This window comes from Microcoleus sp. N9_A2 (assembly GCF_036701775.1).
In the GTDB taxonomy this organism is placed as follows: domain Bacteria; phylum Cyanobacteriota; class Cyanobacteriia; order Cyanobacteriales; family Microcoleaceae; genus Microcoleus.
This window is the reverse complement of sequence record NZ_JAUBRH010000007.1, coordinates 58,172-80,935: the sequence shown is the minus strand read 5'-3', so window position 1 is coordinate 80,935 and position 22,764 is coordinate 58,172. Positions and strand designations below refer to the sequence as shown.

Annotated in this window: 20 protein-coding genes; 13 read left to right on the top strand and 7 right to left on the bottom strand. The window is 42.9% G+C overall.

Going from position 1 to position 22,764, the window contains the following annotated elements; genetic code table 11:
• Positions 1-108 precede the first annotated feature (108 nt).
• From QUA44_RS06225 to QUA44_RS06215, 3 genes are read right to left on the bottom strand one after another with little or no spacing between them, the layout of a single operon-like run.
• A complete protein-coding gene (locus tag QUA44_RS06225) occupies positions 109-1,110 on the bottom strand; it encodes a pentapeptide repeat-containing protein (RefSeq protein WP_333249078.1) in 1,002 nt (333 codons plus the stop codon).
• 11 nt (positions 1,111-1,121) lie between these two features.
• Positions 1,122-1,385 carry a hypothetical protein gene (locus QUA44_RS06220; RefSeq protein ID WP_333249075.1) on the bottom strand — a complete coding sequence of 88 codons (264 nt, stop codon included), beginning with the start codon at positions 1,383-1,385 and terminating at the stop codon, positions 1,122-1,124.
• Between the two features lie 31 nt (positions 1,386-1,416).
• On the bottom strand, positions 1,417-1,965 hold the full coding sequence (locus tag QUA44_RS06215) for an EF-hand domain-containing protein (RefSeq protein WP_333249073.1): 549 nt from the start codon (positions 1,963-1,965) through the stop codon (positions 1,417-1,419).
• A 440-nt stretch (positions 1,966-2,405) separates the two neighbouring features.
• On the opposite strand from QUA44_RS06215, the gene QUA44_RS06210 reads away from it, so the two are divergent.
• From QUA44_RS06210 to QUA44_RS06175, 8 genes are all read left to right on the top strand, one after another.
• Entirely contained in the window at positions 2,406-5,027 is a 2,622-nt protein-coding gene (locus QUA44_RS06210) for an adenylate/guanylate cyclase domain-containing protein (RefSeq protein ID WP_333249070.1), read from the top strand.
• A 73-nt stretch (positions 5,028-5,100) separates the two neighbouring features.
• Positions 5,101-6,591 carry a cyclic nucleotide-binding domain-containing protein gene (locus QUA44_RS06205; RefSeq protein ID WP_333249068.1) on the top strand — a complete coding sequence of 497 codons (1,491 nt, stop codon included), beginning with the start codon at positions 5,101-5,103 and terminating at the stop codon, positions 6,589-6,591.
• A gap of 460 nt (positions 6,592-7,051) precedes the next feature.
• On the top strand, positions 7,052-8,143 hold the full coding sequence (locus tag QUA44_RS06200; protein ID WP_333249067.1) for a substrate-binding domain-containing protein: 1,092 nt from the start codon (positions 7,052-7,054) through the stop codon (positions 8,141-8,143).
• A gap of 22 nt (positions 8,144-8,165) precedes the next feature.
• Positions 8,166-8,825, top strand: coding sequence for a Coq4 family protein (locus QUA44_RS06195; protein WP_333249065.1), 660 nt, complete (start codon positions 8,166-8,168; stop codon positions 8,823-8,825).
• A gap of 59 nt (positions 8,826-8,884) precedes the next feature.
• Positions 8,885-9,691 carry a HalD/BesD family halogenase gene (locus QUA44_RS06190; protein WP_333309578.1) on the top strand — a complete coding sequence of 269 codons (807 nt, stop codon included), beginning with the start codon at positions 8,885-8,887 and terminating at the stop codon, positions 9,689-9,691.
• A gap of 376 nt (positions 9,692-10,067) precedes the next feature.
• On the top strand, positions 10,068-10,850 hold the full coding sequence (locus QUA44_RS06185; RefSeq protein WP_333249060.1) for a hypothetical protein: 783 nt from the start codon (positions 10,068-10,070) through the stop codon (positions 10,848-10,850).
• A gap of 56 nt (positions 10,851-10,906) precedes the next feature.
• A complete protein-coding gene (gene pstS, locus QUA44_RS06180; protein ID WP_333309575.1) occupies positions 10,907-11,908 on the top strand; it encodes a phosphate ABC transporter substrate-binding protein PstS in 1,002 nt (333 codons plus the stop codon).
• 555 nt (positions 11,909-12,463) lie between these two features.
• The gene (locus tag QUA44_RS06175; protein ID WP_333249055.1) at positions 12,464-14,533 is read left to right on the top strand and encodes an iron uptake porin; all 2,070 of its coding nucleotides are present in this window, start codon (positions 12,464-12,466) and stop codon (positions 14,531-14,533) included.
• A 2-nt stretch (positions 14,534-14,535) separates the two neighbouring features.
• On the opposite strand, the gene QUA44_RS06170 is transcribed toward QUA44_RS06175, so the two are convergent.
• Together QUA44_RS06170 and QUA44_RS06165 are read right to left on the bottom strand one after the other, a co-directional pair.
• Positions 14,536-14,709: a hypothetical protein gene (locus QUA44_RS06170; protein ID WP_333249052.1), complete on the bottom strand. Its 174-nt coding sequence runs from the start codon at positions 14,707-14,709 to the stop codon at positions 14,536-14,538.
• Between the two features lie 555 nt (positions 14,710-15,264).
• Positions 15,265-15,537 carry a hypothetical protein gene (locus QUA44_RS06165; protein ID WP_333309572.1) on the bottom strand — a complete coding sequence of 91 codons (273 nt, stop codon included), beginning with the start codon at positions 15,535-15,537 and terminating at the stop codon, positions 15,265-15,267.
• A 2,130-nt stretch (positions 15,538-17,667) separates the two neighbouring features.
• On the opposite strand from QUA44_RS06165, the gene QUA44_RS06160 reads away from it, so the two are divergent.
• The 3 genes from QUA44_RS06160 to QUA44_RS06150 all read left to right on the top strand — a co-directional run bounded on the left by QUA44_RS06160 (position 17,668) and on the right by QUA44_RS06150 (position 19,015).
• Complete coding sequence (locus QUA44_RS06160) at positions 17,668-17,853, top strand: hypothetical protein (RefSeq protein ID WP_333249048.1); 186 nt, start codon at positions 17,668-17,670, stop codon at positions 17,851-17,853.
• Positions 17,854-17,976: 123 nt separating this feature from the next.
• On the top strand, positions 17,977-18,489 hold the full coding sequence (locus tag QUA44_RS06155; RefSeq protein WP_333249046.1) for a hypothetical protein: 513 nt from the start codon (positions 17,977-17,979) through the stop codon (positions 18,487-18,489).
• Positions 18,490-18,805: 316 nt separating this feature from the next.
• The gene (locus QUA44_RS06150; protein WP_333249044.1) at positions 18,806-19,015 is read left to right on the top strand and encodes a hypothetical protein; all 210 of its coding nucleotides are present in this window, start codon (positions 18,806-18,808) and stop codon (positions 19,013-19,015) included.
• Positions 19,016-19,143: 128 nt separating this feature from the next.
• Here the strand turns inward: QUA44_RS06150 and QUA44_RS06145 are convergent, their stop codons facing one another.
• Entirely contained in the window at positions 19,144-19,266 is a 123-nt protein-coding gene (locus QUA44_RS06145) for a hypothetical protein (RefSeq protein ID WP_333276411.1), read from the bottom strand.
• A gap of 137 nt (positions 19,267-19,403) precedes the next feature.
• Between QUA44_RS06145 and QUA44_RS06140 the strand changes: the two genes are divergently transcribed.
• Positions 19,404-19,553 (top strand): hypothetical protein, encoded by a 150-nt coding sequence (locus QUA44_RS06140; protein WP_333249039.1) that lies wholly within the window; start codon positions 19,404-19,406, stop codon positions 19,551-19,553.
• A 351-nt stretch (positions 19,554-19,904) separates the two neighbouring features.
• On the opposite strand, the gene QUA44_RS06135 is transcribed toward QUA44_RS06140, so the two are convergent.
• On the bottom strand, positions 19,905-21,215 hold the full coding sequence (locus QUA44_RS06135; protein WP_333249037.1) for a leucine-rich repeat protein: 1,311 nt from the start codon (positions 21,213-21,215) through the stop codon (positions 19,905-19,907).
• 1,122 nt (positions 21,216-22,337) lie between these two features.
• Here QUA44_RS06135 and QUA44_RS06130 point away from each other — a divergent pair.
• The gene (locus tag QUA44_RS06130; RefSeq protein WP_333249032.1) at positions 22,338-22,739 is read left to right on the top strand and encodes a plasmid mobilization protein; all 402 of its coding nucleotides are present in this window, start codon (positions 22,338-22,340) and stop codon (positions 22,737-22,739) included.
• The last annotated feature ends 25 nt before the right edge of the window (positions 22,740-22,764 follow it).

Sequence of the window (22,764 nt, the reverse complement as noted above, 5' to 3'; positions counted from 1 at the left end):
CTAGTACATCACGGCGGAAATAACCCACCAGCTCAAAAAGATTAAAAAGCTTATTGTACAAGCTTTCTTCCTTTCTGCCTCCAGCCTCCAGCCTCCAGCCTTCTTGCACTAGGTTGGGATATTCAAGGCTCCATTGGCTCTGAGCCACTGCTTCTGTTGGCAAGTTAACCCTTGAGCGTCTGTAAAGCAGGCTCCTTTGACGCGACAACCAGAGAAATCAGCACCCATTAGCTGAGTATCTTTAAAACTAGTGTGTCTCAGATCGGTCTCAACTAGATTGGTATCTCGCAAGAGTGCTCCCTCTAGATCGGCTCGAAATAGAGAGGCTCGTTTTAGATTAGCACGGCTTAAGTCAGCGCCAACTAAGTTGGCTAACTCTAGAGCCACTCGGCACAAAATTGCTTCTGTCAAATCCGCATATCTCAAATCAGCCCCAACCAAATCAGCCTCCGTCAAATCAGCTCTCTTTAAAATTGCCTCATTAAGCTGGCTCTCTTCCAGATCGACTCGCTGTAACGAGGCTTGGCTTAAGATGGCACCTTCCCAATTTGTCTGACGCAGATTTGCTTCATCGAGGTTGGCTGCCGTAAAATCCGCCCCTTTCAAGTTTGCTTTCAATAAATTGGCTTGACTCAGAATTGCTTGAACCAAACAAGCGCCTTCTAAAGACGTTTCACTTAAATTAGCACCCTTTAAACAGGCAGAAGTTAGATTTGCATGATTTAAAAGAGCATTACTCAGGTTGGCGTTAATTAATGTGACTTCCTTTAAATCCGCCCAACAAAAGCTGCTGTGGAGCAGACTGGCTTGAGTTAAGTTTGCCTGTCTTAAGTTGGCTCGATTTAAATCTGTCCAAATCAAATTAGTGTGGCTTAAGTTGGTGGAACTTAAATCAGCACTATTGAGGTTGGCATGACTAAAATCACTTCCCTGTAGGTCAGCACCCTTCAGGTCAACTCGACTAAGGTTAAGATTTAGAAAATAGCGTTCCTGCTCGGCATACCGCTTAAGAATGTCACTGGCATTAATTATATTCATGAGCATTAACGAGGCATTGCTCGGTTTAACGATTGTTTTTGAACAAGCTCGCTTCTGATGTTTGATATTCATACCGTTGTCATCTATACTAATACTTTGTTGTCGCTTGTTCCCAAGACTAAGGCTAGATTTAAAATTTTCATAACTTTTCGCTCAACTTGGCTGAATTTAGCGATCGCTCTGTCTCGATTCACCAGCTTGATGTCGTCCACAAACAAATTGAGATGCTCCCAATATGTATTAGGGTAACTATCGAATCTTCCTTCTTTATTTTTTAGATACACATTGCTGGGATTGCAGATAAAATTTGCCTGAGAATCCGATGAATTCAGATTCTCAGGCAACATCTATCTGCGCTCTGAATCCTTAAGTGTCAGTTTACTCGTAAGCACCAAAGAACAAGTTACCGGGCGCTTGTGGGTTGTCACTCAAGTAGAAATCAGCAACTAGATTCATGAGGTCGTTTTTGCTAATTTTGCCATCCCCATCAAAATCAAGCTTGGGAAAAACTTCAGCGGCTAAAGTATCATCACCAATTCCGTGAATTTTGTACATGATTTTATATTCTTCAAGGCTCCATGTACCGTCCTTATCTACATCCTGAATGTCGATAAACATGCTTGCTACTCTCAGCCATAGAAAGTCGCTTTTGGGATCGTTCACTAACTTGTCTTGATAGGAAAGCCACTCATCTAAAGACACTTTGTTGTCACTGTTTGTGTCTGCCTCTTTTGCAAGAGCCTCCCAGCGCCTACCATAAGTTGAGGAAATATATTGGTAGGTTTCTGAATCCTGTGTGATGTTGTAAGCTTCAGCATAACCATTGACAATTTTATCAAAGTCAGGTTTTTCCAAAGCACCATTTCGATCGGCGTCAAATACATGAAAATAATGGGTCAGTTTCTTTTTTTGAAGTTCAGTTAGCATGGGTTGACCTGTATTGTGATAACTAAACCCATAATAAGCTATTTTTTGATTTTTTAATCGTGATTATAATAAGTTCCTACCTTTCCTACTTTTCCTACTTTTCCTACTTTTCCTACTTTTCCTACTTTAATACCAAAAATAATTTACCTATAAAAATCTTGAAAAATGGCTTGACTTAAACAAGTTAACCTGATATAGATAAGTAAGAAATATAAACCCCCCAATAAAAAGCTTAAACAAGCTAGCTTAAACAAGCCTCAAAAAAATATCAAACTGGGAGCATCTCCTATTTGTAAAAATACTTGTTATGGCTACTGCATCCTGCATCCTGCATCCTGCCTCAAAATTCCAATTTCTAGCTGGGATGTAAAAGTGAGATGCTCCCATTAAATATCTTGGTTTATTGGTATCTACAGCACTCTTTATAGTTAGTAAGAAAGATGTTAAATTCCCTAAATCGCTTGCGTGAATTCCGTAATAGCTCCCTAGGTAATCTCAAACTGGGTAATCTCAAACTACTCGGCGACTGGACAATTCAATCCAAGATGCAAGCGTTGCTCCTAGGAGTTAGCCTTGGTTCTGTAGTGGTAGTTAGTGGGATTGGTTGGTATCAAACACAAGCCACCCTCAGAAACAAAATCGCTGAGCAACTTGCAGGTATCAGCAGCACCAAAGCCGAGCAGTTTGAATCCTACTTTGAAAATTTGAACAACCAAGTAGGGATGCTAGCAGCAGACAGCAACGTTGTTAAAGCAATGGTGGATTTGAATGGGAGTTTCCGCAACCTGGAGCGCAACTTTATTCCTACCGAATGGGATACAGCGCTGGATACTTACTACACCGAGCAATTTTTCCCTAGGTTGAAAACTAATCTATCCCCACAAGAACTGAACCCTAGTGTCTATCGTCCCACCGGACAAGCAGCTCGCTATCTCCAGTATCACTACATTGCTGCTAATCCCAATCCAGTGGGAGAAAAAGACAAGCTACTCGATGCTGGTGATGGCAGCAATTACAGCAAAGCTCATGCCAAATATCAAAAAATATTTGCAGGAATTATCCAAAAATTCGGTTATTACGATTTATTTTTGATTAATCATAAAACCGGGGATATAATCTATTCCTATTTTAAAGAGACAGATTTTGCAACTAATCGACTACAGGGTTTTTACGCCCAGAGTTCACTAACTGATTTGCTGCAGAAAGTCCAGTCAAATCCTACACAAGGTAGCATTCAGGTTGCTGATTTCCAACCTTACCGCCCCTCTTATAACGCTCCAGCCGCTTTCGTGGCCACGCCCATTTATAGCGGTTCTAACATGATTGGCATTTTGGCCGTGCAAATTCCCATTGAAAAAATCGACCAGGCTATTAGCAGAAGTAATAATTGGGAAGGCAGTGGTTTGCAGAAAACGGGGGAAGCTTATTTAGTCGGGCCGGATTCGTTAATGCGTTCGACATCCCGTTTTTGGGTTGAAGACCCCAAAAAATATCAAAACACTGTTCGTTACACGGGAACTGACCAGACAACTCTGCAACTGATGGAGAAATTCAACACTACCATTGGCTTACAGAAAATCAACTCGACCGCAGCCCAAGCCGCTTTAACAGGAAAACAAGGCATGATGGTAGACCGCAACTATCGCGGGGCAGAGGTATTGAGTTCCTACGCTCCTTTGAAGTTGAACGGCTTAAATTGGGCGATTCTGGCAGAGATGGAGGTGGGGGAAGCTTATCGTCCGCTTTACACTTTACAGGTAATTTTGTTGATTGCGGCGGTGCTTTTCCTACTGGGAACGGCGTTTTTAGCGGCAATTGCTGCAAAGATTTTCACATCTCCCCTGCGTCGTTTGACTGAGAGTGCCCGGAGACTTAGTGCCGGTGAACTGGATGTGGACGTTGATGTGAAATCCCAAGACGAGTTTGGGGAGTTGGCAACCGAGTTCAAAGAGGTGGCTAACAAATTACGCCAAACACAGGAGCAACTGGAAACCAAGAAGCAAGAAAATGAGATTCTCTTGCATAATATCCTACCCAGCGCGATCGTCCAACGCCGAAACGAAGGAGAGTTAGTAATTGCCGACAGCCTCAAGCAAGTAACTATTCTCAATGCCCATGTGGCAGGTATTGCTGAGTTGAGCAAGCAAATGTCACCGGTAGAGGTAACAGAACTGCTTACCAGACTGTTTGATGAATTTGACCAAGCGGCAGAACATTTTGGCGTAGAACGGCAAAACACTCTTAGTACAGATTACGTAGCAGTATGTGGACTCACCCAAGTCAGATTTGACCACAGCAAACGAACGGTTGATTTTGCTCTAGCCATGTTAGACATTATCCAACGCCGGGAAAATGGTCGTCGTAATTTTGCTTTGGGTTTACGCATCAGCATTCATGCAGGCCCAATCACAGCAGGAGTAGTCGGAACCCAGAAATTTGGATACAGCATCTGGGGGGAAACCGTATATTTGGCAAGCCACTTACATAGCCAAACTGAGTTGAACTATATTTTGCTAACTCAGAGTGTGTATGAACGGGTAGCAGATAGCTACACATTCGTGCAGAACCCATCGGTAAATATTGAAAATGTAGGAAATGTAGAAAGTTGGACGTTAGTAACGGCCCAAAAGTTGGTTGCAAGTCAGGTGGACTTGGTTCAGTCATCCTTCGCCAAAATCAAGCCTATTTCTGAGAAGGCTGCCGAACTTTTCTACAATCGGCTGTTTGAATTAGAACCTTCTTTTCGTCCTCTGTTTAAGGGGGATATGAAAGAACAGGAACGTAAGTTAATGGCTACGCTTGCTATCGCAGTCGAAGGTTTGCGTCACCCCGATAAAATTATCGGTCCCGTCCAGAAGCTGGGTCGCAGCCATGCGGGTTTCGGCGTCAAGGCTGAATATTACGATATTGTCGGGGAAGCATTGCTGTGGGCGTTAGCGCAAGGACTGGGTGAAGAGTTTACTACGCCAGTGCGAAAGGCATGGGAAGAAGCTTATAGGTTCTTGAGCGAAATTATGAAAGAGGCAGCAGCAGAACTAGAGTTGGAAAAGATAGGTGTGTAAATCAACATTCTAACTAACCAAAAGCTGCTGAAAAATACTTACTACTCATTGTTTATTTGTAAAAAAAACAATCATGGATAAATCACTTCTGGGATGGCTATTGCTTTTAGGGTTGGGATTCCCCTTGTTTGGCATACTGCTTGGTGAAGCCGCCTCAAGATTGGAACGGGAGCAACACCCCTTAGCAGTTGGTCTGCGTCAGGTGCGCGAGTATCTGTTACCGCCGTTAGCCGTGCTATTGGTAATGCGGCAGCTTTTGAACGTCGCTGGCAAAGATTCCTGGGCACGTTTTGTGGAAACGTTAACTTGGGTTGCCCTGATTGTAGCGGGACTTTCTTTAGTCAACGCCCTACTGACTACAAAAAAAGAAACTATCAAATGGCAAATTCATGTCCCTAACCTGTTCTTTCAGGTAGCTAGGGCTGTAGTTATCTTAGCCATTGGCTATCACATTCTCAATGGAGTTTGGGATATAAGTTTAAGTGGTTTGGGTTCCAGTGTGGGGATAGCTTCAGCGGTAATTGCCCTCGCGCTGCAAGATACCCTCAGCAACTTGGTATCAGGATTGCTGCTGCTATTTGCCAAACCATTCAGAACGGGTGACTGGATTGAGTTCGACGGAAAGCAGGGGCGGGTATTCGAGCAAAACTGGTGGTCAGTTACTATTGCATCTCCTGGCAAGACATTCAACGTTCCCAATGGAGTGTTGTCGAAGGCAAGCATTATCAATTACGGTCAGGGAGCAATTTGGAAAAATATTTCCGCCAGCTTTTCTTATGACGACTCTCCTAATCAAGTGATTCCAGCACTAAATAGTTTGGTGGAGGGCATAGATGCGATTGAAGACGAAGGTTTGGCTCAGGTTAGTTCCTATGGAGACTCCTGTATCACCTACGACCTTTACTATAAATTACTGCCTGAAAAAAATTTTGGCGTTTCTGGGCAACTCAAATCCCGACTTTACTATTTAACTCAACGTTATGGTTTTACCGTTCCCTATCCGATCGCCGTTCAGTACAGCGTCGATGCTCAACAAGGGATACCAAGCCGAATTCCCCAAGTAGTAGAGAACCGCCAACCGGAATTGATAACTTATTTGCGATCGCTCCCATATTTCCTAACGCTCAATGACAATCAGATTGAAAAATTAGCCCAACGAGCTAGATTTAAAAGCTACGGCCAAGGTGAGTTAATTATTCAGGAAGGCAAAGAAGACGAGGGACTTTATATTATGTTCAAGGGTACGGGAGAGGCTTACCTAAAAGATGAAAAAGGCGATCGCAAGGTAGTGGATGAGCTGGAACTTAACGAAGCCTTTGGTGAAATGGCTATTTTTCCAGGAGAGGTAAGTCCAGTTACAGCCATCGCCAAGGCAGATGTTGAGGTTGTAGTCATTCCCGCCGAAAAGATTGTCGAAGCAATTGAATCTAACCACAAATTTGCCTCAGAATTTCTCCAATATATCGAAGAACGCAAAAAAATGGTTCTAGTTGCCAAAGGAATTAAGGAGGATGTGAAGCCACCGAGCAATAACAATGGTAGCCGAATACAAGTGAGAAGATAGTTAAACAGTTGACAGTTGACAGTTGACAGTTGACAGTTGACAGATGAAGCGTGAGGTTTTTCGGATGATTTACAAAAACATTCCGCCCTGAAAGCGGAGTTTTCAACCCTGAATTTTGATAAAATTATAGCAACTGCCCAGGGGATGCCGGACACGAGCGATCGCACAAACAGTTAGCTTTTATTACTTCTGTTTCCTGCCTCCTACCTTCTGCCTCCTGCCTCTTGCTATCCTGAAAATAGCGCTAAAATAGTGATTTGTTTGGTAATTTTAGACTTGACTTTTCGGGTTAAATAGTGTAAATTTTGTTTAGTAGTAAAGTTTCAATTTTACTTCAAACAAATACGCTACCTTCAGGTCAAGTAAACCCTACATTTTTAAGGAAATGAGACTAAAAATACACTAACAAATTTCCTGTTTTTTTTCAATTTTCCTCCTAACCACCTGAGTGGCTCCATATATGTCATCAATCAAGATGAGGACAAGTAGAGCAAAAAATTACATAAATTACTTATTTTTGCTCAACATAGTTTTAGTATTAACAGCCTGCGCTGGTCAATCCAAAACCTCCAAAGCAAATATTGACAATAAAGCTGGTGCGGATCAAGCTTCCAAAGAAAACTTGGGTATTCAGAAAGTCGAGGGGAAATTAGTTAAATCACCCTCAAATCAAGACTCCGCTAAACAGGGAATTGTGTTACCCGAAGTCACCCCCCTGGAACTGGAGGGAACACTGGCGATATCGGGAAGTCAGGTAGTTTTGCCGATTAGTCAGGCTATTGCTCAACGCTTTATCCAAGACGGCTATCCCAGCAAGATTAATCTCGCTGGTATTGATACTCAGGTTGGCTTCAAGCTATTTTGCGAGGATAAAAAGGTAGATATTGTCAATGCAGTTCGCCCAATTACCAGTCAGGAGTTAGCTGCCTGTGCCAAATCAGGTGTTGAGCCGATCAACTTTCAAATAGCCACCGATGCTGTAACTATTGTAGTCAGTTCTCAGAATAGTTTCCTCCCAAACAGTCTGACCCGCGACGAACTGGTAAAAGTATTCACTGTTCAAAATTGGTCAGATGTCAATCCCAAATGGCCAAAAGAGCTGATTAAACGCATTGTCCCAGCGGGGGCTACTACTGGCGGGTCTGTTGACCTGCTTTCCCAAGCTATTTTCCAAGGGAACGTTAGCCAACTTACTAATGCTCCCAATACGGTATTTTATGACTTTGTAGAGCAGTTGCACTCAGAAGCTTTAATTAATCCCTATATGATTGGCTTTTTAGAGTATAGCTCCTATCAACAAAACCGCGACAAGTTGAGGGCGATCGCTATTGATAAAGTAGACCCTTTCCTGTCAACATATCCGATAACTCGTCCGTTGTATATTTATGCGGATGCCAAAGCGATTCGGCAACGACCGGAAGTAGCAGGTTTTGTGAACTATTACTTGACCTATGTGAACGAAGAAATTTCTAGTTTGGGCTACTTTCCAGTTAAACAAACTGTATTGGATGAATCAAAAACTAAGTTTTTACAATTGAAAGGTAATCAATAGTTAACGATTGAGGAAAAGGCAGATGCATAATGGTTATACTGGTTCAGAATTTACCGATATTTTAGTCAAGATGATTGGTTTAGCAGTCAATCCCAGCTCCCTAAACAATATTCTTGGAATATCTGAGTCAGTCAGAGATACTGTCATTGAAAGAAATAAAGAGAAAGCGGAAAAACTCATATACGATAATATCCCTGGTTTGGAAGAGCTATTTCAAGAAAATTATAAACCCGTGCATCCTCTTGAAGGATTAATTAAGATGCCAACCAACACTCTCGGCTATATTTATGCTGAACACATGGCTCGTAATAACTTAGAAAATTTTCCTTTTATTTCTCAGCAAGAGCATGATAAATATCATTTTTTTTTCGGGAGGATCAGACAAACTCACGATATTATTCACGTTGTTACGGGATTTAAAACGGATAACTTGGGAGAAATCGGTATAGAAGGATTTTATCTCGGTCAAGCGACGATCGCCAATATATATTATCTGCTGATAGCGAGAATGTCTCATATTCTGTTTGACGATAAAATCTTTGACGGACAACTATATTTACAAAGCCTAACCAAAGGTTTTCAAATGGGAGAAAATGCTGAAAAATTATTAGGTTTAAGATGGGAAGATATGTGGCTTGAAGATATGGAAACGCTGAGAAATAGATTAGGAATAATTTGCTAATTGTCTGGTATGATATTAGAAGCTTTTCAAACCTACTTCGACAAATGGAGCTAAGTAAAGTGTCCTCAAAAATTTCAAAAATTATCAATCTTGATAAATATCCTATCCACGACTTAGAGAGTGAAGCGGGAAAGATATTGCTCGAAAAAGCGCGTCAGGAATTCAATAGTAATAGTTTAACTGTCCTCAACGACTTCTTGCGTCCAGAAATTGTCAACCAGATCGCATCGGAAACACAGTCAGATGATGTCACCAAGAGCTTCTGTTTTACGGGGTCTAATAACGTGTTTTTAGGTACTCAAAATGTACAGAATCTTCCTCCTGACCACCCAAGTTATCTTCAAAAAATATATACTAAACGTACCCTAGCATACGATCGAATATCTTCAGATTCTCCCCTCAAGGTATTGTTTCAGTGGAATCCTCTTGTGGCTTTTGTCTCATCTGTAGTTGGTCAAGAAGTCTACAGATCGGCAGACAAACTTGGAGCAATGACAGTGCATATTCACCACAACAATGACGAGCAAGACTGGCACTTCGATGTGTCAGAATATACTATCGTCCTCCACATCTTGGCTCCACAGAATGGAGGAGTGCTAGAGTATGTACCTTGCTCTCGTTCGGAAGTAGAAAAAGATACAGAAGCGCTGGCAAAGATTATCAGAGGAGACAGACATTCTCTCACTACAGACCTTCCCACGATTCCTGGTGTCTTTGTATTGCACTCAGGAAAGCTTTCCATGCATCGTGTGACTCCTGTAGAAGGCACTATCCCTCGCATCAGCGCTACCATGTCCTTCAATCGCCATCCCAACTTTCAACTAAACGAATACACCAGACAGTTGTACTTTGGAAGAAATGAATAATAAATGCAATCAGTATGAAGTTAACAAAATTTCCTTCGATCTTGCACAACTTAGATCGCAGAAAAAGTAGACATATTTCTCCTAATATTCCTACTTTTCCTACCTTACTTCCTTGGGTGTAGCGATGACAGGGAGAGAGGGGTTGGTATCGAGAGCAGTTTGGGCAACTGATAGCTCAGATCGAGTTGCTGTGTAGAGTTTTCCTGAAGAATATTCCTACTTTTCCGACTTTACTTATTGGAAAATACAGATTAAGATATTTAGCAAATACATTACATAAACATCTCGTCAGAGTAACGAAACAGAGGTTACTTGACTGGGTTAATGCTGGAGAGAAGGAACTGAGTGACCGAGGATTTTTGCAGTTTAAGAAATAATGAACAACAACCAACACATTCAAAAACTGATGACTCTCTACACAACTACTTGGCGGAAATTGTTGACAATTACAGGAGTAGCCATGCTCACCACATCTGTTTATTTGGGTGATGCTCAGGCTCAGTCTTTCACTGACAGTGGAAGTTCATCTCCGAAAGCAGAAGGCATGAGGCAGGAGGCAGGAGGAAAACGCATTGTAGAAATTCCTGCGCGACTTCTAGGGAGCAAAGGTTTAGGAACCCCACTGAAGGAAAGTTCAGTGGCTTCTTTCTCAGTGGGGGTTGAATCCCCTACTGAGAAAGCTCATAAGCCCTCCTGCCTCCTGCCTCCTGCCTCCTGCCTCCTGCCTGTTTCATTAATAGCCCAAAATCTAGGAGGAATAGTCCGAAAAATACCTCTGGAAGAAGTAGCACTTCCAGCAATGTCTTCAGCAAAGACAGCGACTAATGCTGCATTTAGCCAAGCCCGAATTGAACTGAAGTCCGATGGTTCGTTAATATACATACTCAGAGGTAAAAACCAACAAGGCTTTGAAGTTGAAGTACAAGTTACTCCCACTGGCACTCTTATTCAAGTTGACGAGCAAATAGAGTCCAGTGGAGTCCCTGAAATTGCTCTAAAAGCTTTCAAAAAATGGGCACCAAATGACCCACTTATCAGCACTTGGCGGAGTACCCGTCTTGGCGAATTTTTCTATCAATTTGTCATTCGGGATTTTTGGTTAGAAATTGCTGCTGATGGTAATAAAGTCGTCATTTACCGCAAAAAAATCAATATTTAGCACATCAACAGTCAAAATATGCAATTTGGTCGCACAGATCCATGAAGACATTTACGATGGGTAATTGGCAGAAAATTATCGCTGCCACACTAACTGCAACAACAATTGCTTTCACTACTAATGCTGCTTTTGCTCAATTACTTAAGGGTGCTGGTGCTTCTTTTTCCGAACCTCTTTATCAGCGCTATAGCGTTGAATACGAACGGGAAACAGGCGTCAAGTTCAACTATAGTTCCATTGGCAGTGGAGGTGGCATTCGGTTGTTCATCAATAAAACACTGGACTTCGGAGGTACTACTTTAATTCCTACCCCAATTGAGAAAAATCAGATGGAAGATGGGTTGCTAATGGTACCGACAGGAGGAGGGGCAATAGCTATTGTTTACAACCTTGAAGATGTGACCTCCGATGTCAAGTTATCTCGCGAGCAACTGGCACAAATATTTACAGGTAAAATTGCCAATTGGAACCAAGTTGATTCCCGTTTTCCTAACAAAAAGATTCAAGTTGTAGTTCAATCCGATAGTAGCGGTACTACCTTGACTCTCACTAAATACTTGCGAAAAATTACGGGTGGAAAGATAGAAGCAGCGCGGGAACCTAATTGGGGATTTCAGGTTTTCGCAGCCCTTCCTCAAGATAGTGCAGTGGCTGGAGAAGTACGAAGGATTGATGGTGCGATCGGCTATGTTCAAACAAGCTTTGCTCGTCAGAACAATCTGGCTACAGCTAGGATTGAAAATCGGGCTGGTCGTTACGTGGAACCGACTTTGGCAGAGACTGAAAAAGCCCTAGCTAATATCAAGTTTAACGATGACTTCACGACGGAAGATATTGATGACCCAGAAGATGGCTACCCCTTGGTTAGTTTGAGTTGGCTACTGTTCTATGAAAAGTATCCCAACGAAACTCTTGTCCAAGCTAATAAGAACTTGTTGACATGGATTTTAACTAAGGGTCAAGGATTTAATCGAGAGCTAGGGTATACGAAAATTCCCGAAGATGTAGCTAATAAAGTGATTGAAACTGCCAATAATGAATTGAGGGTTCGTCCTTAATGAAGGAGGCAGAAGGCAGAAGGCAGAAGGCAGGAGGAAAGAGGTAAGGATTCAGGTCTAAAAACTTGCGGCTCCAACGCTTGTCTGGCAAGGGTTTTAGGGCAAAATAAGGGTTTTTGTCTTTCGTGGTTAATTGTCAATAAACGAGGAGAAGTGACAGTTTTCCGTGGTTTATTGAGAATAGAGATTGATTTAGTATCAAGCTCCATATCTAAAGTGTTTGCCCAGCAAGGAGTTCAGTGACCTGAATCCTTACGGAAAGAGGAAGAAGGCAGGAGCCAGAACAAGTGTTTTTACAAATATGAGATGCTCCCCAAGAGGCAGGAGGGAAGAGGCTTTATGAGCTTTCTCAGTAGGGGATTCGACTTCTCCTGCCTTCGGTCTTAAACCCTTGCTCCCTCCGATGTGGCAGGAAACAGAGGGCAGTTTTCCTTCTGCCTCCTGCCCTCTGCCTCTTCCCTCCTGCCTCTTCCCTCCTGCCTCCTGCCTTCTGCCTCCTGCCTTTGGAGATAAAAAGGTTTGTTATCCATTGTATGTACGATTGAAAGAAAAATTATGAGCAAATTGAGTCTGTCTTTGCCGCTAAGCTCATTAATACTGGGTTGTAACTTGTTAATATTAGCTCCGGTCTTGGGGCAAGCAAATTTTGCCGATATTCCATTAGCCGACTTTCAAACAACTACAAATGCCAACTTACCAGAGAAGAATGAGGCTACTGAGCAAGGTATTAGATTGGCAGACCCTTCCGATGTTATGCTTACATCAACTGGTGAAATTAACACGACTAACGAATCTCTGCGTCCATCATCTGTAACAACGTTCAACTCAAATAATTTTGGGGAAGAATCCCAAGAGTTGTCGGTTAGTAATATTGAACCCTCGAATATTCCCCCAACTCCTATTGGAAAGGAGGAGGGCTATGTCCCCCCCTCCTTAAGCCCGATCGAAGGTGAGGAGGTTAGGGGAACTCGATCCTTATCCGAGAAATATTGGGAAGAATTATTGAGTAATTCCAAGGTGATTTCTAGCACATTGGAAAACCAAGTATCTTCTGGTAATAGGTTGCCCTCAGTCAACGCGGATGATGAACCTCAAGTCCAAGAAATTCCTACTAACCAATTACAACCGCCCCAACTATATAGCCAACCACCAGATGCTATGGATGAAGTTACCAGTGTCACAGATTTGCGAGATGTTAGTCCGGGGGATTGGGCTTATGAAGCGCTGCGAAGCTTGGTAGAAAAATATCGTTGCCTTGCTGGTTCTGGCAAAGGTACTTTCGAGGGTAATCGTGCTATAACCCGTTATGAATTTGCTGCTGCTTTTAATACTTGTTTGATAAAGGTTGGACGTATAATTTATAGCTTGAGCAATACATTCCCCAATAAAGAAGAGTTGGCAGTTGTACAAAGGCTACAAGCAGACTTTGCCACAGAACTGAAAACCCTCACCGCTAAAATAGATAATTTAGAACAGCGAGTAGCCTCTCTCAACGATAATCAGTTTAGCACTACTACAGTGCTCCGGGGGACAGTAGATTTGAATTTAATTAGTGCTTTTGGAGACGAGAAAGCTGTTCCTTCTGGGGAAAATCCCAGGGACGATTTGAATGAAAATCTCACCTTATCATCCCGCATAAATCTCAACTTTGATACCAGTTTTACAGGCCGAGACCGATTACGCACTAGCATTCGAGCTGGAAATGTCAGCAATTTTGGTAGTAGTATTACTGGAACAGATATGACTCGCCTGATTGGTGCCGTTGACACTAGCAATAATGTTAGGCTAGGCTCGTTGTTTTATGAGTTTCCGATAGGTAAACGTGGTAAAGTAGCGATCGCACCTCTTGCCGACTTTCCTACTCGCATTTTCCCTGCACTTAATCCTGTTTCTTCTATTTCTAATTTTGGTGCTGAAAGTCCTATCTATTCGTTTGCTTTCGGTACGGGTGCTGTAGTCTATTATAATTTTACCGATAAAATTGCCGCGGGTGTCAGTTATTTAACTACGAGTGGTAGCAATCCCGTTGAGGGACTGTTTGGCGGTCAATATACTGCTTTAACTCAGTTAACTTATACTCCATCTAATCGGTTAGCGATCGCTTTTACCTACGGTCATTACTACGCTTTGGGTTCAAGTGTTAATGTAACTGGGGGTAAGGGCAGTAGATTTGCTCAGTTGCCTTTTGGAGAAAGTACGGCGACTTCTTCTAATGCTTTTGGCTTACAATCTACTTATAAGTTGAGCAATAAGTTGATTTTAGGCGCTTGGGTTAGCTATTTTAATGCTAGGGCTGAGTCTTCGCCCCGTGTTAATGGTTTAGATGGTTCACAGGGATCTAGTGCGGACATCTGGAGTTGGGCAGTTACTGCGGTAGTGCCTGATTTGGGTAAGTTGGGGAGTCAGTTAAATTTTGTTTTTGGTATGCCTCCGAAGGTTACAAGTAATGATGTTTCTTCTCGCTTAGACCGCGATAGTTCGCTGCATTTTGAGCTATCTTATCGTTATCCACTTACTAACAACATATTTCTTACTCCGGGAGTTTTGTTGATTACTAATCCTGAGCATAATGCTGCTAATGATAGTATTTGGATTGGCTTATTCCGAACTACTTTTACTTTTTAATTTCAACCAAAGCGTTGCAAATGCTGAATTTCGATAGTCGCTACAGTTACGACTTCTCCTGCTAATCGTTCATGGGTTCCTGTTGGTTGCATCTGGACAGCTACTCCATCACGTAATTCAAAGCGGTCGTAACCGTCTGGATACCAGTCCATAAAATCTTCTAAGGTAATTGTCATTAATTTTGGTAGGGCTTAAATCATCTGTCATTCCTTCCTTCGAGCGTTGATGTCTTTTATTTTACCGGCTGGGAATACGGATAAAATGTTTAGCGCGCCTTAAGAGAGGTTGAACAATCAACATTGTACCTATACGCTCCGATGAAACTTGACTATTAATTCAATTCAGATGCCACAATACGATCCGAGGAAACTTGACTATTAATTCAATTCAGATGCCACAACTTGACAATTAATTCAATTCAAATTTTGTTAAAAACGCTAAAAAATAGCTAATTGTTGCGGAGCGCTAAAGTCAGACATTGGCTGTACAAAATCAGGTGTTTGCTGTACAAAATCATCGAGAATACAGGTATTTGCAGGGACTGTACCATACCTGTTTCGATCTGAAAATGTCCAGCAAGAGCCGGCATTTACCTGTCAAATTACTGCTTTTTTGTGCCGAGCGTACATTTGCCTGTTGAGGCTGATTTTCGCTGTTCTCTATCGGTAGCAAGCAATGGTTTTGTCCGTACAAACCTGACTTTTACGTGCAGAAACAAAAACGATGCACCCTCATGAATGGGGAATCCTAGGTGTCAAGGCGATCGCGCTCTTGCTGGCTATCGGACGAACGATTCCCTCGCCATCATCGACATCAGCCGGTTGCTTCGCTTGCAAACAGGAGGGCAAGGCGCGATCGCGTCGGGCATCCGCCGCTAATGCCGAACTGCACCAACTGGCTTGTGTCGTGCCCGGCAATGCTCCTTCGTAAAGGCGGCTGTCGTGTACACCAACAGGCTCGCTCCTGGCTTCAAGAGCGACTGGCAGAAGCACAATTCTATCCAAGTCCAAACTGCCCCATCAAACTTTCTTGCCTTGGCTTCCAGAGTGAGCGTGAGCGCAACTTCTGCCTACCAACAATTCTCATAGCAATCTTGCAAAAACCCTTAATTTGCAAAGAGTGCTCAATTTTACCCCCTATAACGTCTATTTGACATGGCTTGCTATGCGACTAGGGTACTAACTACGAGGATTGAGGAGGATTCAGAAGGGTCTAAATTACAAAAAATCGCGTCAAAAGCAACAATTCTTTACAAAAACTGATAAGTATTTATACTGATTGTGACCGAAAAAGTAGGAATTACGAGGTGTAACGAGTAATAACTGTGCTGGTTTCTCCTCTTTTTTCCTCCCAAATTTTAGCTAAAAATTGTGAATGAGTAAGTGCGATTTTCCTGCATTGTTTTGGTCAAAGTGTACTTGGATTGATAGCATCAATGGGGAGCCAGTGGTAGCGAGTTGCAGGCTGATTCGGATATTCGAGTAAAGGTAGCCGAGTCGCGAGTTGCAGTTTTTAAAGTCAAAATAATTCAAATCACCACAAAGAATTGGCTTTGAATCGATCGCCGTGCAGCTATCGCCACAACTACCTAAAAACTAGAGATGGAGTGTCAAGGGGCTTAATTTTACCCGATATCCCACTGTCCCAATCAATGCCACTGATGGATGTTAACCAAGTGTGACAAAGGGCTTAATTTTACCCGATATCCAACTGTGCCGATTGCTCATACTGTTGTAGCGACTTTTCTGGCAACACTGGCATCAATTACCGCAACTGTCCCCATTCAACTTGGGTAGCATCGTTACGGCCTAAAACTTAGAGGCGCGAGGCTCACGCGCTCTCTCTGAAATCAAGTACAACCGTACCATCGCCCCACAATTGTCACTGCCTTCTCATTGCCTAGTTTAACAAGTTTTGCGGCTTTTCCTTTGACTACAAATTTTACTGGCTTGCCGAAGTAACGCTATTAGCATTCTGGCAGCCCAAAAATATTGAGGCACTTCGCTTTTTTGTACAAAAGTACGGTAGCACTGCCTTCAATCTAGCAAACAAACTGAACTGCAACTCTTGTTAGAAAAACGCTACCGCCTTTGTCCGATACATTAATATGCAATAGCTGAATGGCTAATAACGAGGCCGCTATTTTTTAGGCAGTCTTAACAGCTTTTCAATTAGTTTTGCTTGCTAAATTGTGAAAATACAGCTTGCTATAAATGCTACCACTTTTGAGCCTCTGCTACAATTCATGGAATTAGGAGTGTAGAGTTTGCTGTTAAATTGTTAAATTGATATTAAGTGTACCGGGACAGGAAAAAACCTCAAAATTAACTTTTTGAGACTGAGTTTTCGTGAGTTTTTAGCTGTTTTTGGCTGTTTTTTATGAGAATGTGCGAGTAAACTTGTGCAAGCTCAGCTTAATTGTTAGCTGAATTTGGGGGCTTGTTAGCAACAAAAACCGCATGAGAACTCAAACTTATGCCAGAGAGGAAGCTTGCACAAAAAGCAGGATCACTGATAGCAATAGCAATGTTCAGAGATATATTTATACCAATATATAAAAAACTTCTCAAATAAAGAGGAACGTTTGTATGGTAGTGCCACAACACGCTCAGTATTGAACAAAAATTCAATTAGACGAACGATCGCCCTCGCAGTTTTAGCAGAATTAGCAGGCTCAACAAATACTTTTCGATGCAGTATTTCAACGGATAACCTGAATATTGACTCTTAGTGGTTGGGTTGAGCCTGTTTGTTTATGCTCTTTTCAGCTATAGTTGCTGCTAGAACTACTATCGGGTAAACTTTGATTCCAATTCCTGCGATCGCACCAACTGAAACAATTGCCAATGACTACCCGCAAATGCGGGGGAGCGAATAGGGAAAACAATTAGGTCAAATTGACCGGTAATCAATGCCAATCACTCGCGATCGCACCAACTGAAGCGATCGCCAATCGCGGAGGGTTTGTGCAAGCAGCGGCTCTATTATTTATGAGCTTGCTGTTTTGATACTGAACTATAACGAAATCGCGCTAACCCGTGTTTCCCATGCCATTTTCCAGCAAAATCTGCAACGTGCAAACAAGCGATCGCCCTACCAATAGAAACAAGTATATATTGTAGAGACTGATTTTCTTGATTGAGCAGAAATTATCCTCCAATCTCAAACTAAGAACCGATATCCACCTCACCTCGAAACCAGAAGTAAGGTGTAGCAATAGCAATGTTCAGAGATATATTTATACTGCTAAAGAAATTAATCGCCAAATGGATGAAGTGGATGGTGCGATCGCACCTACAACCGCAATTCAGGACAAGTGATCGCTATACTCCCGCCCATTGCTCACGCCCTTCAACGAGCGCCTTGCAGTAAATTAAAGTCGCCACATCTCAATTATTCGCTATTCGCGAATATAGAATAAAGGAAAGAAAGCGCATAAAGCTATGCTCAAACCGCAAGATATCGTTACCATACTCAAAGTCCACAGTTGGGATTCAACGAACTGGACGTACAGTTCTCTCGCTCAAAGCTTGGGCATGAGCGCATCAGAGGTTCATGCTGCCCTTGAGCGTTCTGAAGCGGCCGGTCTGTATTATGGCTCCGAGCGGAAAATTTTGAAGCAAGCGGTGTTGGAATTCTTGGTTCACGGGTTGCGCTATGTATTCTACGCCCAGCCAGGCCCCCTCTCGCGGGGACTGCCAACTGCACATTCTGCTGAGCCATTGAAAAGCAAGCTGGTTGCCTCACCGTCTGAGGTTTACGTCTGGCCTGACCCTCAAGGTGTCGTGAGAGGGCAGGCAATCGCGCCTCTGTACCGCTCAGTCCCCCAAGCTGCCAGTAACGATCCAGAACTCTACGCCTTGCTCAGCTTGATTGACGCTATTCGAGTTGGTCGGGTGCGGGAGCAACGTTTGGCAGTCGGCGAACTTGAAAAAAGGATCGTCGCTGCTCTATGAACCCGCAGATACTCATGCTGGAAATAGTTGCCAGGGTACTCTCTCAAGTACGCACTACCATGTAAGCCTTACACTCGCAAACAGCCTCAACGGAACGCAAAAACCAGATAGTCCAGCCTCAACTTTATTGCTGGCATAGTGGGTACTACGCTACAAAATCGCTTCATAAATTTTAGCTACCTGCCAATTTTCTCACACTTGCTCAACTTGATTTTTTATTCAATTCCGATGCCACAACTTGACTATTAAGTCAATCCACTTGTTGTTAAAAACGCTAAAAAATTAGCTAATTGTTGCGTCAGCTAAAGTCAGGCAAGTGCAGTATAAAGTCAGGGATTTGCAGTATAAAGTCAGGCAAGTGCAGTATAAAGTCAGGCGTTTGCAGGTATTTGCAGGGACTGCACTTTACCTGCAAATGCCTGTAAATATCCTGCAAATACCTGAATTTTTCGGTCAAATTGCTGCCTTTTTGTGCTGTTCGTGTCTTGACCTGTTGGGACTGGTTATAGTTGTTCTCTCTCGGTAGCAAGCAATGGTTTTGTCCGTACAAACCTGACTTTTACGTGCTGAAAAAAAATAATGCACCCTTATGAATGGGGCATCCTAGGTGTTAAGTAGCTTGATTTTTACCCGCTCTGAGACTGTGCCGACTGCTCACATTGCTCCTGTTGTTGTGGCGGCTTTTGTGGCAGCACAGGCATCAATTGCTCCCGTCACACCTGGGTAGCGAGCAATTGATGCCTGTGCGATAGCTCGATCGCGCACAACGGAGCTCATAGAATCAAACAGGCTCACGGCTACCCATCTCGCGCCGTAGCTTCAGCTAAGTAATTGGACAGAATTAATTACACACTGATTCTTTGCTAATTTTTTACTAGACAAGGCTTGTAGCCCATAGTTTTGTGTAATTAATTGTGTCCTACTACTTATTGAGGAGGATTTTGCGGTGGCAACCGACGCGGGCCTTTCTTACATCCACCGATGTTTTGGCGATCATCGGCAAAACGCAATTTGAAGAGTTTGAGCAGCTAAAAGGTGATGGGCGATCTCACAAAAACGTATAAAAACTCATAAAAACGCATATTGCCGAAAGTTTTCCTAGGTCTGCCGCTCTTTGATTTTTCCTTGCTGACCACGGAAAAACCAGGAGCGATCGGCTTGGCAGGTAGCCCGATCGCTCCTGGTTAATTCCCCGGTAAATCGATAGCGAATAAGGAAGCCACCATTTCTATAAACGGATAGGCGGGGCCGTAAGACACGATTAATTACCGTGCAGTTAATACCATTTCCATAAACGGACATCAGTGCTGCTTTGAGGGAAAACTGAGGAAAAAAAACACTATTTTTATAAACGGATAGGCAGGGAAACTCAACTTTCCCCACCTAAGACTTGGAACTGCTACAGCTAGCTCAGCCTATTCATATATTTTCAGCCTCGGCAATTGTTTGAGCGTCTCTGGAATGGAGGTAATCTGATTGTCATTGAGGCGAAGCTTTCTCAGATTCGAGAGTTGCCCGAGGGCCTCTGGAATGGAGGTAATCTGATTGTCATTGAGGTAAAGCCATTCCAAATTCGAGAGTTGCCCGAGTGTCTCTGGAATGGAGGTAATCTGATTGTTACTGAGGCCAAGTTCTGTCAGATTCGACAGTTGCCCGAGTACATCGGGAATGGAGGTAATCTGATTGTCATTGAGGCGAAGCCCTTTCAGATTCGAGAGTTGCCCGAGTGCCTTTGGGATAGAGGTAATCTCGTTGTTACTAAGGTAAAGCCATTCCAGATTCGACAGTTGCCCAAGTGCCTCTGGAATGGAGGTAATCTGATTGTCATTGAAGCCAAGCTCTGTCAGATTCGAGAGTTGCCCGAGCGCCTCTGGGATGGAGGTAATCTGATTGCTATTGAGATTAAGTGATGTTAGCTTTGACAGTTGACCGAGTACATCTGGGATAGAGGTAATTTGATTGTCATTGAGGCCAAGGCATTTCAGATTAGACAGTTGCTTGAGCGCCTCTGGAATAGAGGTAATCTCATTGCCATTAAGGTAAAGCTCTCTCAGATTGAACAGTTGCCCGAACACTTCAGGGATGGAGGTGATCTGATTGCTCTTAAGGTTAAGCTCTCTCAGCTCCAACAGTTGCCTCAGCGTTTCAGGGATGGAGGTAATCTGATTGCTATTGAGATTAAGCGATGTCAGCTTTGACAGTTGCCCCAGCGTTTCAGGGATGGAGGTAATCTGATTGTTATTGAGGTTAAGCCATATCAGCTTTGACAGTTGCCCCAGCACCTCTGGGATAGAAGTAATCTTATTGTAACCAAGGTAAAGCGTTGTCAGATTGAACAGTTGTCCGATCACTTCTGGAATGGAGGTAATCTGATTGTTATTGAGTTTAAGCCATTCAAGATTGGACAGTTGTCCGATCACGTCTGGGATGGAGCTAATTTGATTCTTACTGAAGTCCAGCCCTACTAGGTTGGACATTTGCCCAATTACGTCTGGAATGGAGCTAATCTGATTCTCACTGAGGGAAAGCTTTGTCAGATTAGACAATTGCCCGATCATGTCTGGGATGAAGCTAATCTGATTGTTACGAAGGTCAAGCTCTCTCAGATACGTAAACTTGACAATTTCCGGTGGCACTTCTCCCAACTGCAACCCCGATAAATTTAGTTTTATTAATTTTTCATCGGCGACTCGCTCAATTCGTCGCCCTGCTTCCTCTCGGGTCATGTCGTTTACCTTTCAGTAATATTCATTTTATTGTGACCAGAATTTAGCCTATTGGAAAAAACGTGTATAAACACGTTTAGGACTTGCAACCACGAAAGCTTCATCAGGATAAGTTCATTACTTGACCGACGTTGCAACGATCACAGACGCTCTCGCCCTTAAGACACCGTATTAGGGTCTGCTCTTAACCTGCCTTCATACCAACAGTTTAGCCGATTGCAAAGCGCGAGTCCGACAACAGCAATTTATGCAACTGTCAAGACTGACATAACGGCTGCTGTGTTGCCCACTTTCTCACACTTGCTCAACTTGATTTTTTATTCAATTCCGATGCCACAACTTGACTATTAAGTCAATCCACTTGTTGTTAAAAACGCTAAAAAATTAGCTAATTGTTGCGTCAGCTAAAGTCAGGGATTTGCAGTATAAAGTCAGGGATTTGCAGTATAAAGTCAGGCAAGTGCAGGTATTTGCAGGGGGTGCACTTTACCTGCATTTACCTGAAAATATCCTGCAAATGCCTGACTTTTTCGGTCAAATTACTGCTTTTTTGTGCAGAGACTGCTTTTGGCTGTTGAGGCTGGTTAGGGCTGTTCTCAATCGGTAGCAAGCAATGTTTTTGTGATCACAAACCTGACTTTTACGTGCAGCAATAAAAACAATGCACCCTTATGAATGGGGAATCTTAGGTATCAAAGCGCTTGATTTTTACCCGCTCTTCGACTGTGCCGGCTGTTCACATTGCTCCTGTTGTTGTGTCGGCTTTTGTGGCAGCACAGGCATCAATTGCCACAACTTTCCCATCGCACTTGGGTAGCGATCGATCGCATTGCTCGCTCTCTTGTTAACCAGCCATCGCTCTCTTGTTAACCAGCCATCGCTCTCTTGTTAACTAGCCATCGCCGTCAGACGTTTAATCGTCTTTCCACTGCGATCGCCTCACTCGCTATAATTTATACAAACAAATTAAATTAAGTTAGAGTTGGGTAGGCGTCAGTCTCTACTTTGATAAACCCTCTAATAGCCCTCTCCAATTGGAGGGGATAAAATTACCTGACTAGCGGTTTTTAATTACACTTGTTAACTTGTATCTTGGCAAAAGGTTTTTACTGATTAAAAACTATGAAAACTTTATCGGAAGTCAAACCCAGAGAGCTGCTATCAAACCATATTCACATTCGCCTAACTGACTCTGACTACAATCAAATTAAAGCAAGAGCAGAGCAAGTAAATTTGAGCATGAGCGACTTCATGCGCCGTGCAGCTTTGAGGAGAACCATGCCACGCCCTCTAGCTGCATTTGACTTGAAAGCCTATCAAGTTTTATGCAAGATTGATGCCCAACTTAGAATTGCAGGAAACAACCTCAATCAAATTGCTAAAGCTTGCAATAGTGCTGTGGCATTGGGAGAACCCGTTGTTGTCAATACAGGACTCTTAGAAAGCGTACATAAACTCATTCGAGAAAACGGGAAGGCAATTAAAACAGTAGTTGCAAACCTCGCCAAATCTACAGTACGCTAATTATTAACAACCCTCAGCTTTACCG

Coding starts and splice junctions, on each gene's coding strand:
- QUA44_RS06225 (WP_333249078.1), bottom strand. CDS start 1,110: ATGAATATCAAACATCAGAAGCGAGCTTGTTCAAAAACAATCGTTAAA.
- QUA44_RS06175 (WP_333249055.1), top strand. CDS start 12,464: ATGAGCAAATTGAGTCTGTCTTTGCCGCTAAGCTCATTAATACTGGGT.
- QUA44_RS06215 (WP_333249073.1), bottom strand. CDS start 1,965: ATGCTAACTGAACTTCAAAAAAAGAAACTGACCCATTATTTTCATGTA.
- QUA44_RS06135 (WP_333249037.1), bottom strand. CDS start 21,215: ATGACCCGAGAGGAAGCAGGGCGACGAATTGAGCGAGTCGCCGATGAA.
- QUA44_RS06170 (WP_333249052.1), bottom strand. CDS start 14,709: ATGACAATTACCTTAGAAGATTTTATGGACTGGTATCCAGACGGTTAC.
- QUA44_RS06220 (WP_333249075.1), bottom strand. CDS start 1,385: ATGTTGCCTGAGAATCTGAATTCATCGGATTCTCAGGCAAATTTTATC.
- QUA44_RS06130 (WP_333249032.1), top strand. CDS start 22,338: ATGAAAACTTTATCGGAAGTCAAACCCAGAGAGCTGCTATCAAACCAT.
- QUA44_RS06145 (WP_333276411.1), bottom strand. CDS start 19,266: ATGAGCTCCGTTGTGCGCGATCGAGCTATCGCACAGGCATCAATTGCT.
- QUA44_RS06205 (WP_333249068.1), top strand. CDS start 5,101: ATGGATAAATCACTTCTGGGATGGCTATTGCTTTTAGGGTTGGGATTC.
- pstS (WP_333309575.1), top strand. CDS start 10,907: ATGGGTAATTGGCAGAAAATTATCGCTGCCACACTAACTGCAACAACA.
- QUA44_RS06200 (WP_333249067.1), top strand. CDS start 7,052: ATGTCATCAATCAAGATGAGGACAAGTAGAGCAAAAAATTACATAAAT.
- QUA44_RS06195 (WP_333249065.1), top strand. CDS start 8,166: ATGCATAATGGTTATACTGGTTCAGAATTTACCGATATTTTAGTCAAG.
- QUA44_RS06210 (WP_333249070.1), top strand. CDS start 2,406: ATGTTAAATTCCCTAAATCGCTTGCGTGAATTCCGTAATAGCTCCCTA.
- QUA44_RS06155 (WP_333249046.1), top strand. CDS start 17,977: ATGCTCAAACCGCAAGATATCGTTACCATACTCAAAGTCCACAGTTGG.
- QUA44_RS06185 (WP_333249060.1), top strand. CDS start 10,068: ATGAACAACAACCAACACATTCAAAAACTGATGACTCTCTACACAACT.